This is a genomic window from Gemella sp. zg-570, from assembly GCF_018866345.1.
Taxonomy (GTDB): domain Bacteria; phylum Bacillota; class Bacilli; order Staphylococcales; family Gemellaceae; genus Gemelliphila.
In genome coordinates, this window is the sequence record NZ_CP076443.1 from 668,049 (window position 1) to 682,353 (window position 14,305).

Sequence of the window (14,305 nt, forward strand, 5' to 3'; positions counted from 1 at the left end):
GTGCATTAATTGAAAAAATAATATGTTTGTGATAATATAGAATTTAGGAAAATTTATAATAAAATAATTTGGTGATATGATGATATATAAAATTGCAAATACAAAAGAAGAATATGAACAAATATTTAAATTAAATTATGAAACTTTTGTAAACGAAATACCTCAGCATGAAAAAAATGAAGATGAAATATTAATTGATAAATTTCATGATAATAACATATATATTATAGCAAAAAAAGGTTCTGAAGTTATTGGGATGATATCTTTGTGTGATAAGCGTCCTTTTTCTTTAGATCAAAAAGTTAATGGAATTGAAAAACATTATAAGGGGGATTTTAATAAACCAATAGAAATAAGATTATTATCTATTAAAAATGAATATAGAAAAACAAAAGTATTTTTTTCTCTTGTAGAAAGAGTTTTTAGTTATACTATTCAAAATTCTTACGACATAATATTCATTTCAGGAACTATTCGTCAAGAAAAATTATATAACCACATAGGTTTTAAAAGATTTTATGATAATGTAGGAACTAAAGATGCAGAATATATACCTATGTTTTTAAATCTAAAAGAAAGTGATAGTAAAGTTCTAAAAAAATTATCTAATTATAAGACTATTAACTATCTTCCAGGCCCAGTAGATTTGTCAAATGAAGTGCTAGAAAAACTTCACAAAAAATTATATTCGCATAGAAGTAAAGAATTTGTGAATCTTGCTGAAAATACAGTAGAAAAATTAAAAAGAATATTGTCAGTAAAGAATGTTACAATACTTCACGGTTCTGGAACTTTGGCAAATGAATCAATATTTGCACAATTAACAGAGAGAAAACTAGGCAAGGGTATAATACTTGCTAATGGAGAATTTGGGAAAAGGCTTATAAATCAGGCTAAAAGACATGATTTATATTTTGAAACTTATTCTGTTGATTTTGGAGAAAGTTTTGACTTAGATTATTTACTAAATGAAATTAAAAATAATAACTATAAATATATCTATCTTGTCCATCATGAAACAAGTGTGGGAATATTAAATAATTTACATGAAATAACAGATATTGCTAGAGAAAATAATTTAGTAATTGCTGTTGATGCTATTTCTGCAGCAGGAGCAATAAAATATGATTATAGTAATGTGGATTATGTTGCCTGTTCTTCAGGTAAGGCTTTATGTTCTGTTGCTGGACTAGCAATAGTAGGTCATAATACTGAATTGTTGGATTTATCTTCAGAGAGTTTATATCTTGACTTAAGTTATGCCAATAAAAATTTATCGATACCCTTTACCCAACCATCATTATTAATGGAATCTCTTAATATGGCTTTGGATAATTTTAAAAATGATAATGTTTATTTTGATATTTTAAAAAGATATAAGTATATGAAAGATAAGTTGGAAAAAATAAATTTATCAATAATGAAGGTAAAAGAATCAGAGCAATCCCCTATAATTATAACAGTTATCATTCCTAATAATATTTCATCTAAAAATATTGGGGATTCTCTGGCTATTAATAACATTTTTATACATTATAATAGTAAATATTTAGTTGAAAAAAATTTATTACAATTTTCTTTTATAAATAAATATACAAATTTTGAAGAAATAGACTACACAGTAGATATATTAAACGAAATGATAGGAGAATAAATTATGCAAGTATTTAAAGTTTTTTATCAAGAAAATGCAAAAGAAATACCAGTAAGAGAAAATACAAAAACAATTTATGTGGAAGCTGAAAATATACCAGAAGTATTAAAATTTTTAGAAAATAGAAATTTTAATATTGAGTTTGTACAAGAACTTAGTCCAGCACATCTTGAATTTGAAAAAAAATCAGATAATTTTAAATTGGAGAAAGTAAATGGATAGATTTATCGAAAAACACGAAGTAGGGATAGCTGCTATAGGTGGTATGGGAGAAATAGGGAAAAATACTTATGCCATACAATATCGTGATGAGATAATCATTATTGATGCAGGAGTAAAATTTCCTGGAGATAATATGTTGGGGATAGACTATATAATACCTGATTATACATACATCAAAAAAAATATTAACAAAGTAAAAGCCTTAATAATAACTCATGGTCATGAAGACCATATTGGGGGTATACCTTTTTTACTTAGGAGTGTAAGTCTACCGATATATGGAGGTCCTCTTGCCCTGGGTTTGATTAAATCAAAATTAGCGGAACATAATTTACTTTCGAGAGCAGAATTTCATGAAATAAATGAAGATACAATTTTAAATTTTAAACATTTATCAATAGAGTTTTACAATACTACTCATTCTATACCAGATGCTTTTGGAATAATTGTAAATACACCCCAAGGAAGAATTGTTCATACTGGAGATTTTAAATTTGATTTCACACCAGTAGGAAAACCAGCAAATTTATATAAAATGGCTAAAATAGGAGAAGAGGGTGTTCTTTGCTTACTTTCTGACTCGACCAATTCTGAAAGAAATGAATTTACTATGAGTGAAAAAGAAGTAGGTATTACTATTTCAAATATTTTAAGAAAAGTTAAGCATAGAATTATTTTTGCAACTTTTGCTTCTAATGTGTTTAGGGTAAAACAAGTTGTAGAGGCTTGTATTGCACACAATAGGAAAATAGCGGTTTTTGGACGTTCTATGGAAAAAGCAATAAAAATAGGAACGGAGTTAGGTTATATAAAAGCCCCAAAAGATACGTTTATAAGTTCTAAACACCTAAAAGAAGTAGATCCTAATAAACTACTTATACTTTGTACGGGAACTCAAGGAGAAGAGTTGGCCGCCTTAACAAGAATTGCAAATGGAACACATAAAAAAATAACTATAATGCCAACAGATACGATTGTATTTGCTAGTTCTGCCATTCCTGGGAATGCAGTGTCAATTAACAAAAATATTGACCTATTATCAAAATTAGGTGCTAATGTTATAACATCTAGTATTAATAATGTTCATACTTCTGGGCATGGAGCAAAAGAAGAACAAAAATTAATGTTTAGATTAATAAAACCTAAGTATTTCATGCCTATTCATGGAGAGTATAGAATGCAGGTTATGCACGCTAAAACTTCTATTGAATGTGATGTTAAAGAGGAAAATACATTTATAATGGCAAATGGAGATATACTAGCTTTAACGAAAGATTCTGCAAGAGTAACTGGGAAGATTGAAGCAGCAGATGTTTATGTTGATGGTTTGGGAATAGGAGATATAGGAAGTGTAGTAATTAAGGCTAGAAAAGACTTATCTGAAAATGGAACAGTAATTGTTTCGGTAGTTATTGATTTAAATAATAAAAAATTAATAGGGACACCTGATTTAATCTCAAGAGGATTTACACAAGGTAATGACTCTAAAGAAATAATAAATAATGCTAAGGAAATTGTAGAAAATGCTGTTTTATTTTCTATTAGAAAAAAAACTACTAGTATTTACTCTATTAGGCAGTCAATAATAGAAAATTTATCACTGTATTTCGATAAGGAAGCAGGAAGAAAACCAGTTATAATTCCTACAATAATAGAATTATAACAAGATATTTGCAGCGTGGATTTTTCATGTTGCAAATATTTTTATTCTTAATAGGAGAAGTTAGTAATGAAGTTTAGAAGTCTATTTGATATAATTGATTCTATAATGGTAAGTCTATCGAGTTCTCAGACAGCAGGAGTAGCTAGAATAGGGCAAGAATTATCACCTAAATTTAAAGAAACTGCTAGAAGGGGTTTAGCTATAAGGAAAAAAGAGGAAGAATATAGGAGCTTATTATTTGGTAATGAATAATATATTGGAATATAATCTTAACAATATAAGCGGTATAGGGCCTAAAACATTAGAAGTGTTAAATTCATTAGGGATAAGTAGTGTTAAAGATTTACTTTTTAATATTCCTTATAGAATTAACCACTTATCTGACTTGTCGGCTGATATGAAAGATGGTGAAAAAGTAAATGTTTACGGGAGAATTAGTAGCAAACCACTCTCTCAATTTTATAGTAAAAGAAAAAGTAGAACACAATTTTTAATTTCAACAGAAATTGGTATTATAAAAATAGTTTTTTTTAACCAACAATACTTAAAAAAATATCTATCTGAAGGTCAAAAAATATTAATAATAGGAAGATATAGTAAATCATCTAATACAATCACAGCATCTAAAATTAATTTTAATAATGAAGAACTTTTGGCTAAATCAAAAAATTCAAATATTGAAGTTTTATATCATCTTAAACAAGGAATAAGTCAAAAAAAATATTCAAAATTAGTAGCTACTTGTTTTGAATTAATTGATAAAAATAATTATATATTAGACTTGGTACCAAAAAATTTTAAGGGTATTTGGGACTTAAATAAAATTCTATATACTTTACATTTTCCCAAAGATGTATTATCTTTTTATAAAGCAAAAAAAATGTTTGCTTTCCATGAACTTCTGGAATATCAATTAAAATTACAATTACAAAATATTAATAATAGTATAGTAGATGAGGATTATAAAATAAATATAGATTTAGAAAATATTAATTCATTTATAAAAACTTTGAATTTTGATTTAACTAATTCTCAAAAAAGTGTTATTGATGAAATAATTATAGATTTATCAAGACCTCAACCCATGGAAAGATTGTTACAGGGAGATGTTGGTTGTGGGAAAACTGTTGTGGCTGCTGCTTTAGTTTATGGAGTAATTAAATCGGCTTATCAAGCAGCAATAATGGCACCTACTGAAATATTAGCTAGTCAGCATTTTGAAACTTTTTTTGATTTTTTTAAAAATCTTGATGTCTCTATTGCCTTGCTAACAAGTAGCACACCTAAAAAGGAAAAAGAAAAAATTTTAAAACTACTTTCTGAAGGGCAAATTAATATACTGGTAGGAACGCATGCTATTATTCAAAAAAATGTTATCTTTAAAAACTTAAAATTTGCAATTACAGATGAACAACATAGATTTGGTGTTAATCAAAGAAAGTTTTTTGCAGAAAAAGGAGAAAAGGTTAATACTTTGATGATGACAGCTACACCCATACCTAGAAGTTTGGCAATAAGCTTGATTTCAAATATTAAGGTTTCTACAATAAGTGAACTTCCACAGGGAAGAAAAAAAGTAAAAACTTATAAGGCTAGCACAAAGGAAATTAATTCAGTTTTTGATAATATACTTATAGAATTAGAAAAGGGTAGACAAGGCTATGTTGTTTGTCCCTTAATTGAAGAGTCAGAAAAAATTGACTTGAAAAATGTTGATGAAATGTATGAGAAAATGAAAAATTATTTTCCAGACAGGGTAGGGATAGCTATATTACATGGAAAAATGAAGAATGCTGAAAAGGATAGTATAGTTGAAAAATTTTTAAATAAGCAAATAGATATTTTAATATCGACTACGGTAATTGAAGTGGGGGTTAATGTACCCAATGCTTCTTTTATGCTTATAATGGACGCTAATAGATTTGGTTTAGCGACCTTGCATCAACTTAGGGGAAGGGTGGGTAGAAGTTCTCATCAATCCTACTGTATATTAATATCTGATGTTAAATCAGAAAGAATTGATATTATGTGCTTAGAAAATGACGGTTTTAAAATATCAGAATTTGATTTAAAAAATAGGGGACCAGGAGATTTTTTTGGAACCAGGCAAAGTGGGTTACCTAGCTTTAAGGTGGCCGATATAATCAATGATACTGAATTAATGTATTTAGCTAAGCAATTAGCTAGTAAACTTATAGAATTTTCAGAAAATACAGATAGAATAAAAAGTTACATTAATTTATCTAAGACTAGATATTAGAAATTGGAGATATAATGAAAAATAAAAGAATAAAAATTATAATTATTAACTTAATAATAGCTATTTTACTAATAACATCTTTGTTGCTAATTTTTAAAAATAAAATTAGAGAGTATCTTACGGGTAGTATTAATGATAAAATAATTACAGCCTATAAAAATAATGAAGAAGAAGTAAGTGTTCCATGGTGGCAAAAGGCTTTTACGGATAATTCTTCAAATATTCAATTAACTGATTCAATGCTAGGAATTTTACTTATTGATGATTTAAAAATTCAAGAGCCTATATTTCAAGGTGATTCGGAGATTAACTTATTAAATGGTGTTGCTACGGTTGATCCTAAGCAAAGCTTGGATGACCAAAATGTTGTTTTGGCAGGACACAGCGTTTTGGGTATTGATATAAGATTTTATAATCTTAGAAAAATTCAAGTGGGAACAGAAGTAAATATAGTAACAAAAGATAGGTTATTAAAATATCAAGTAAGTAGGGTTTATAATGTTTTTGATAATCAGGTTGAAATTTTAAATCAGCACCCGGGTGAAGCAAATATATTAACTATGTTTACTTGTGATGCTTATAACTATAAAACTGGTGTTTGGGAAGAGAGATTTGTAGTAGAAGCGAAATTTTTAGGAGAAGAAAAGGCGTAATATGAAAATAGGTATTGATTTACTTGGGGCAGATGATAAACAAAATATTATTAATTTTATAAATAAATTTAGTGATAATGAAGTAGAAGTATTTGCTTATGGTTTAGAAGAAGACTTAAGTCTTATTACAAATAATAATATAATAAAAGTTTTGTGTAGGGAAGAAGTTTTTATATCAGATGATCCGGCAAGGGTTCATAGAAAAAAGAAAGATTCATCTATGATAAAAATGCTTGAAGATTTGAAAGTTGGCAAGATAGATGTTAGTATATCTGCTGGGAGTACGGGAGCTTATATGGCAAGTGGACTTTTTATTCTAGGAAGAATAGAAGGAGTTGCCAGACCAGCTCTAGCTACCATGTTACCAACTGCATCTAAGCATAAATTTTTACTAACCGACTTAGGAGCAAATGTAGAAGCAAAGCCAGAAGATTTACTTAATTATTTAAGACTGGCTAATATATATATGAAAAATATTTATAGTATTGCTAATCCTTCTTCAGCTTTAATAAATATAGGGCATGAAGAAAATAAGGGGAGCAAACTTTATAAGGATAGCTACAAATTATTAAAAGAGAATGTTAGTAACTTTAAGGGTAATTTGGAAGCTAGAAATATTTTAGAGCATAATTATGATATAGTTATTTCTGATGGTTTTTCTGGGAATATATTATTAAAAACAATAGAGGGTGTTGCCTTGTCTCTGGGTGGTATGTTAAAAAGTATATTTTTATCTAGTTTTTTAAGTAAAATGTCAGCCCTAATTATTAGAAAAGAATTAAAAGAATTTAAAAGAAAATTTGATTATAGTGAATACGGCGGAGCAGTACTTTTGGGTTTGAAAAATCCTGCAATTAAAATTCATGGTTCTGCTGATGAAAAAGCAGTTTATTATGCAGTCCAGCAAGCAAAAAATATACATAAAACAAGATTATATGATAAAATGGTGGAAGAATTTAAAGGAGAATAATCAAGTATGGTAATTTTTGAAGAAGTAAAAGAAATAATATTAAAACATATAAATATTGATTCTGAAGATATTAAATTAGATTCTAATTTGAATGACGATTTAGACGCTGATTCTATAGAAATAGCTGAAATTGTTATGGATATTGAAGAAAAATATAATTTTGAATTTTCTGATGAAGATGCAAGTAATATAGAAAAAATTAGTGATTTAATAAGTCATATAGAAAAAAATAAATAGAAAAAAGCATAATTTAGATAGGGCGTCTAAATTATGCTTTTTATAATATAAGATAATAGCTATTAAATAGGTTTTTTCCTATATTCTTCTGGTATTTCTATTTCTCTTACATCTATTTTTCCTGTAACTACATCAGAAATTAATGTTAGTTTTAGTTCTTGTAAGTTTTGGATTTGTTGATTTACTAAACTTTTATACATTTTAATTTTGTTTTCTAACATATTAATTTTTTTATTGATATTTTTCTGAATTTTAATTGTAGGTAATTTAACTTTAGTTTTAATAATTTCATCGGCAACCACACTTGGCTTCACTGTATTAGTGGTAAATATTTCCCACTTAAATATTCTTAAGATATAATATAAATAATCAAAACTTACTTTTTTATTATTTGTAATAGCATAAGCAGTGTCAACAAGCCAAAATTTTTTATCTAAAATATAAGGCTTCCCAATAGTTCCTTTTCTTCCAAATATAATATATTTCCCATCAAACAAATAATTACTTGTATATTTAAATGCTGTAGGGCCAGAACCATACACTTCAAAAGAAGAACTACTTTTTTTAATTTCATCTACGACTTCTTTTCCAGAATACACATTACTAATTCTTTTTAATGTTACTAAATTATAATTTTTCAAGTTATCATATATTGAATTTAATTTATTAAACAACAACTCATCCAGCTTTTCAATTTTATTTTTCTCCAGTCCCACCAACCTATCAATCTCCCCTATCTTCCAATCAAGAAAGTTGGCTATTTGGTTTTGTTCTGATAGGGGGGGGATAGCAAACGAAAATAAACCTAATTTGTTTTGTGAAATCCCATTTCTATCACCATTAATGTTAGTATTATAGTAATTTTTAAATATAGTTGAATTAATAACATAAAATAAAAAATCTATATTTACTTCGAAAGAATTAATATTACACAGTTTATTACCATAACAAGCATCCTCAGTTAATCTAGCAACTTTTTTTCCACCACTTCCACCTTCAATACAAACCAACAAACTATTTTTTTGTGCTACTTTAAAGTTTTTGTTTTTATTAGATATATATAGATTAGATTTGTGCTTAATTGATTTAGTTTCAAAATCTAAATCTGAAGTAGAAATATACTTATAACTATTATCAGTAATGCTAAAGTGTTTTTTTTCTTCATTCTTTATACTATTACCAGTAGTATATTTTGCTATGTTTTTTAATAAATTTATCTCCCAATGTTCAGGCACTTCCCTTAACCAGGGCAAATCTACTTGCTTATATTTTTTATATCTTTTCATTATTTCTTAATTCCTTGGTTGTTACTTTATTTTCTCGAATTTAATTTTTTCTACTAGGGCTAAGTATAATATAGCACATGGATTTATTATTGAAAAGCATTTAGCAAAGGAAAAAGGGCTAATATTAAAATGATATCAAAATAGAGCTTTTGCTAGTTGTTTTTAATATTCAAAAGTAGTAAAAAATAAAAAACTAGAGGAATTTTCCTCTAGTTTTTTATTTAAATTCTGCAGTGTCTACTTTTGCAGCAGGTCCCATAGTTGAAGTAACTGCTACAGATTTGAAATAAGTTCCTTTAGCTGCCGCTGGTTTAGCTTTTGCTAGAGCCTCTTGAACAGCTTTAAAGTTTTCTACTAGGTCTTCAGTAGGGAATGAAACTTTACCGATTGGTGTGTGAACTACACCAGCTTTTTCAGCACGGTATTCAACTTTACCAGCCTTGATTTCATTTACTGCTTTTGTTACGTCCATAGTAACTGTTCCTGTTTTAGGGTTAGGCATCAAGCCTTTAGGGCCTAATAGACGACCGATTTTACCAACTTGGCCCATCATATCAGGAGTAGCAACAATTACATCAAAATCAAACCAACCTTGTTGAATTTTAGTAATATATTCACCTTGTCCTACATAATCAGCTCCGGCTGCTTCTGCTTCTGCAGCCTTATCTCCCTTAGCAAATACTAAAACTTTAGCAGTTTTACCAGTTCCTTTTGGTAAAACTACAGCTCCACGTACTTGTTGGTCATTTTTACGAGTATCTACTCCAAGACGGAATGCTACTTCGACAGTTGCGTCAAAATTAACAAGACTAGTTTTTTTAGCTAACTCGATTGCTTCTAGTACTGAATATAGTTTAGAAGAATCTATCAGTTTAGCCGCTTCAAGATATTTTTTACCTTTTTTTGCCATTTTATTATCCTCCTATTCAGCTACTAAGATACCCATACTACGTGCAGTACCTTCAATCATACGAACAGCTGCTTCAACCGATGCAGCGTTTAAGTCTTCCATTTTCAGTTTAGCTATTTCTTCAACTTGCTCTTTAGTTACTGTAGCAACTTTGTCTTTGTTTGGCACTGAAGAACCTTTTTCAATTTTAGCTGCTTTTTTCAGTAATACTGGAGCAGGTGGTGTTTTAGTAATAAAAGTAAATGAGCGGTCTTCATATACAGAAATTACTACGGGAATAACTAATCCTGCTTGGTCTTGTGTACGAGCGTTAAACTCTTTACAGAATCCCATGATATTAACTCCAGCTTGCCCTAAGGCAGGTCCTACTGGTGGAGCAGGGTTAGCTTTACCTGCTGGAACTTGTAACTTAACTAATTTAATAATTTTTTTAGCCACGATAAACCTCCTATTATTTTTCGTGATGTGGTCTTTGAACTCTTATTGTTCTCCCACTCAAACATTATGTATTTTTTAAATACTGGATAATTTTAACACAAGAAAATATATAATTCAAGTCTTTTATTATATTTTATTAATAAAATATTTGCTTATATTGACTTTTATTAGATAATATTGTAGAATTTAGTATGTGATAATTATTCACGATGAATTACAAATCAATAAATAAATTTAAAGAGAGGTTGCAAATGTTTTATGGAAGCATAATTGCAACTTTACTTGTTGGAATTATATCTGGATATTTTGTTGCTAAAAATACTATTCAAAAAAAATTAGTTTTATCTAAGCAAGATGCTGAATATATAGTTAATGAAGCTAAAAAGGAGGCTAAATTTATTTCTGAAAAGGAATTATTAATAGCTAAAAATGAGGCTAAAGAAATTGTTAATATTGCTAATAAGGAAATAGAATTTAAAAAGCAAGATATAGAAAAACAAGAAGAAAGACTTATTCAAAAAGAAGCCTCTTTGGATAGACAGACAGAATTGGTTAATAAAAAGGATGAATTAATTAGTTCTAGGGAATTGAAATTAGAAGAGAAACTTCAAATTGTTGAAGATAAGAATGCAGAATTGAATGAGTTGAAAGTTCAACAAGAAAAAGAGTTGCAAAGAATTGCAAACTTGACTGAAGAACAAGCTCGAGAAGAAATAATTTCATCATTAGAAGAAGAAATGTCTAAGGAAACAGCTGTCTATATAAGAAATAGGGAAGCTGAAGCTAAGGATGTTGCTGATAGGCGTGCAAAAGAATTGATAATACAATCTATGCAAAAATTTGCATCAGAAGTTGTAGCTGAAAATACGGTATCTGTTGTTGATTTGCCTTCTGACGATATGAAAGGGAGAATTATTGGGAGAGAGGGTCGGAATATAAGAGCCTTAGAAACTTTAACTGGTGTTGATTTGATAATAGATGATACTCCAGAAGCAGTATTGTTGTCGGGTTATGACCCAATAAGAAGAGAAATTGCTAAAACGGCTATTAATATGTTGATTGCTGATGGGAGGATACATCCAGCTAAGATAGAAGATGCTGTTGATAGGGCTAGAAAAGATATTGACCAGCATATTAGAGATGTTGGAGAACAGGCTACATTTGATTTGGGTATTCATAATATGCATCCTGATTTAATAAAGATATTAGGTAAGATGAAGTATAGAACAAGCTATGGGCAAAATGGTTTGCAGCATTCTATTGAGGTTGCTTATATTTCAGGTATAATAGCTGGTGAATTGGGACTAGATATTCAAATGGCAAGGCGGGCAGGCTTACTTCATGATATAGGGAAGGCTGTTGACCATGAAGTAGAGGGTTCTCATGTTGAAGTTGGGGTGATGTTGGCTAATAAATATAAGGAGCATCCAATAGTAATTAATGCGATAGCTTCTCATCATGGAGATTGTGAAGCTAGTGACCCGATATCGGTGGTGGTTGCTACGGCAGATGCTTTATCAGCTTCGAGACCGGGTGCTAGAAGAGAATCCTTAGAGGCATATATAAAACGACTTCAGGGCCTTGAAGAAATTGCGAATGAGCATAGGGGTGTTGAAAAAACTTATGCTATTAAGGCGGGTAGGGAAATAAGAGTTATTGTTAATCCTGAAGAAGTAGACGACACAAAAGCCTATAAGATTGCAAAAGAAGTAAGGAATAAAATTGAAGAAAGTATGCACTATCCTGGCAATATAAAAGTGAATGTAATTCGAGAAGTTCGAGCAGTTAAGATTGCAAAATAATAATTGAAGATGATTAACTTAGGTTAATCATCTTTTTTATACTAGAAATTTATGGAATAAAAATATATAATATGTATAAATTAATTTTGTGAGGTGTTTATGAAAAGTTTAGTATTATGTGAAAAACCTTCGGTAGCAAGAGATATAGCAAAAAATTTATCGGCTAGTAGGAATATTAATGGGTGTTTGGAGGGGGATAGATATGTTGTTACTTGGGCTTTAGGGCATTTGGTAGCCCTACAAACTCCGGATAAATACAGGGAATTTAAAGAAATAAATTTAGATAGTTTACCCGTGATACCCAAGATAATGAAGACTGAAATTATAGGTAAAACATTTAAGCAGTATAAAGTGATAGAAAAAGCGATTAATAGAAAAGATATAAAAGAAGTAATAATTGCAACAGATGCTGGGCGCGAAGGGGAAGTATTGGCTAGACATATAATAGAAAAGGCTAGGTCTAATAAACCGATAAAAAGATTATGGATTTCGTCAATTACTGACAAATCAATAAAAGAGGGCTTTAAAAATCTAAGGGATGGAAAAGAGTATATGGGGCTTTATAACTCTGGGCTTGCAAGAGCTAGTGCAGATTGGTTGGTAGGTATTAATGCCTCTAAGGCTCTAACTTTTAAATATAATGCGGCCTTAAACTGTGGGAGAGTTCAAACTCCAACTTTGCAAATGGTGGCTGAACGTGAAGAAAAAATAAAAAATTTTAAATCAAGAGATTATTATGTATATGAAGCAGTAGTTGACGGAGTAAAATTTATTACTGGTAATTCTGATAATAATTTAGATGATGCTAGTAATTTTGTGAATAATTATAAAAATTTTAGAATAGAAAATATTACTAGTAAATGTAAAAATAAAAAATCATCACCCAAACCACTTTACAATTTGACCGATATTCAATACACGGCGTCAAATTTGTATAAAATTTCTCCGAAACAAACGCTTAATATTATCCAAACTCTCTATGAAAAATATAAAATTTTAACTTATCCTAGAACTGACTCTAGATACTTAACCAGCGATATGAAAGGAACAATTAAAGATAGGCTTCACGCAGTTTCTTATGGGACTTATTCAAGTATAGTTAAAAATATTTTAAGTGGAAATATAAATGCTGGAAGAATGATTAATGATAAAAAGGTTACTGAACATCACGCTATTATTCCAACGGAAGAAAGACCTAATTATAATATTATGTCTGATATGGAAATTAAGATTTATGACCTAATAACTAGGCGTTTTCTTGAAAATTTATTAGCAGATTGTAGGTATGAAGAAATACACAGGGAATTTAAAATAAAAAATAAAATTTTTTCAAATACTGCTAAGAAAACATTACAGCTGGGATATAAAATTTTTGAAAAAGAAAGTGATGATAGTATTAAAGAAATAAAAAAATTAAATATCGATTCTCTTGTATATGTGAAAAAAGAAACTTCACCTCCTTCTTATTTTACAGAAGGAAGTTTGATATATGCAATGGAAAATCCTTTTGACTATGTTGATAGTGAGAGTGAAAAGAAAATATTAAGAGAAACAAACGGTATAGGAACAGTAGCGACTAGGGCGGATATTTTAGAAAAGTTATTTACTAACGATTATCTTTTTTCTGATAGGGAGCAAATAAAAACAACAAATAAGGCAAAACAGTTGCTTAATTTAGTGCCGGAAAAACTAAAAAGTCCGTCTTTGACTGCAACTTGGGAAAAAGATTTGGACAATATAGCTAAAAATAAATTATCCAAAGAAAAATTTTTATCGGGTGTGAAAAAATATACTCATGAAATTATTTCTGAAATTAAAAGTAGTGAAGATAAATTTAAACATGATAATATGGTTGGGAAAAAATGCGACAAATGTGGTAAATTTATGTTAGAAATAGACAGAAAAGGCACTAAAATACTCAAGTGTTCCAATGTAAGTTGTAAAAATATAAAAATTATTTCAAAAATTACTAATTTACGTTGCAAGAATTGTCATAAAAAAATGGTATTATTTGGTAATGGAGATAGTGGGACTTATAGGTGTTCATGTGGTTTTTCAATAAAACAAAAAGAAGTTGATAGAGAAATTAAAAATAATAAAAAAGAGAAGGCTAGTTTTAAAGATATAAAAAAATATATGAATAAGGATAGTTTAGAAAATAATCCCTTAAAGGATATTTTAAAGGCTATAAAAATAAATTAAATAAATTT

At 28.9% G+C, this 14,305-nt stretch carries 12 protein-coding genes and 1 pseudogene; 10 read left to right on the forward strand and 3 right to left on the reverse strand.

Annotated features, from left to right (window positions below; genetic code table 11):
• Positions 1-79: 79 nt before the first annotated feature.
• The 8 genes and pseudogenes from KMP11_RS03460 to KMP11_RS03495 all read left to right on the forward strand — a co-directional run bounded on the left by KMP11_RS03460 (position 80) and on the right by KMP11_RS03495 (position 7,659).
• A complete protein-coding gene (locus KMP11_RS03460; protein ID WP_216280118.1) occupies positions 80-1,654 on the forward strand; it encodes an aminotransferase class V-fold PLP-dependent enzyme in 1,575 nt (524 codons plus the stop codon).
• A 3-nt stretch (positions 1,655-1,657) separates the two neighbouring features.
• Positions 1,658-1,801: pseudogene (locus tag KMP11_RS03465) on the forward strand (RNA polymerase epsilon subunit); the annotation flags it as partial.
• A 67-nt stretch (positions 1,802-1,868) separates the two neighbouring features.
• Positions 1,869-3,539, forward strand: a complete 1,671-nt coding sequence (rnjA, locus tag KMP11_RS03470; protein ID WP_215756516.1) for a ribonuclease J1 — start codon at positions 1,869-1,871, stop codon at positions 3,537-3,539.
• Positions 3,540-3,605: 66 nt separating this feature from the next.
• A complete protein-coding gene (locus KMP11_RS07930; RefSeq protein ID WP_215756517.1) occupies positions 3,606-3,791 on the forward strand; it encodes a hypothetical protein in 186 nt (61 codons plus the stop codon).
• Positions 3,784-5,799: an ATP-dependent DNA helicase RecG gene (recG, locus tag KMP11_RS03480; protein WP_216280119.1), complete on the forward strand. Its 2,016-nt coding sequence runs from the start codon at positions 3,784-3,786 to the stop codon at positions 5,797-5,799. Before KMP11_RS07930 ends, recG begins: the two co-directional genes overlap by 8 nt.
• A gap of 14 nt (positions 5,800-5,813) precedes the next feature.
• Complete coding sequence (locus KMP11_RS03485) at positions 5,814-6,452, forward strand: class A sortase (protein WP_215756519.1); 639 nt, start codon at positions 5,814-5,816, stop codon at positions 6,450-6,452.
• A 1-nt stretch (position 6,453) separates the two neighbouring features.
• Entirely contained in the window at positions 6,454-7,422 is a 969-nt protein-coding gene (gene plsX / locus KMP11_RS03490; protein WP_216280120.1) for a phosphate acyltransferase PlsX, read from the forward strand.
• Between the two features lie 6 nt (positions 7,423-7,428).
• Entirely contained in the window at positions 7,429-7,659 is a 231-nt protein-coding gene (locus KMP11_RS03495; RefSeq protein ID WP_215756521.1) for an acyl carrier protein, read from the forward strand.
• Between the two features lie 62 nt (positions 7,660-7,721).
• Here the strand turns inward: KMP11_RS03495 and KMP11_RS03500 are convergent, their stop codons facing one another.
• The 3 genes from KMP11_RS03500 to rplK all read right to left on the reverse strand — a co-directional run bounded on the left by KMP11_RS03500 (position 7,722) and on the right by rplK (position 10,293).
• Complete coding sequence (locus KMP11_RS03500; protein ID WP_216280121.1) at positions 7,722-8,945, reverse strand: restriction endonuclease subunit S; 1,224 nt, start codon at positions 8,943-8,945, stop codon at positions 7,722-7,724.
• A 217-nt stretch (positions 8,946-9,162) separates the two neighbouring features.
• Positions 9,163-9,855: a 50S ribosomal protein L1 gene (gene rplA, locus KMP11_RS03505; RefSeq protein WP_215756230.1), complete on the reverse strand. Its 693-nt coding sequence runs from the start codon at positions 9,853-9,855 to the stop codon at positions 9,163-9,165.
• Between the two features lie 12 nt (positions 9,856-9,867).
• A complete protein-coding gene (gene rplK / locus KMP11_RS03510) occupies positions 9,868-10,293 on the reverse strand; it encodes a 50S ribosomal protein L11 (RefSeq protein WP_215756229.1) in 426 nt (141 codons plus the stop codon).
• Between the two features lie 251 nt (positions 10,294-10,544).
• Here rplK and rny point away from each other — a divergent pair, with 251 nt between their 5' ends.
• Both rny and KMP11_RS03520 read left to right on the forward strand, forming a co-directional pair.
• Positions 10,545-12,095, forward strand: a complete 1,551-nt coding sequence (gene rny / locus KMP11_RS03515; protein WP_216280177.1) for a ribonuclease Y — start codon at positions 10,545-10,547, stop codon at positions 12,093-12,095.
• Positions 12,096-12,194: 99 nt separating this feature from the next.
• The gene (locus KMP11_RS03520) at positions 12,195-14,297 is read left to right on the forward strand and encodes a DNA topoisomerase 3 (protein WP_216280122.1); all 2,103 of its coding nucleotides are present in this window, start codon (positions 12,195-12,197) and stop codon (positions 14,295-14,297) included.
• Positions 14,298-14,305: the final 8 nt, after the last annotated feature.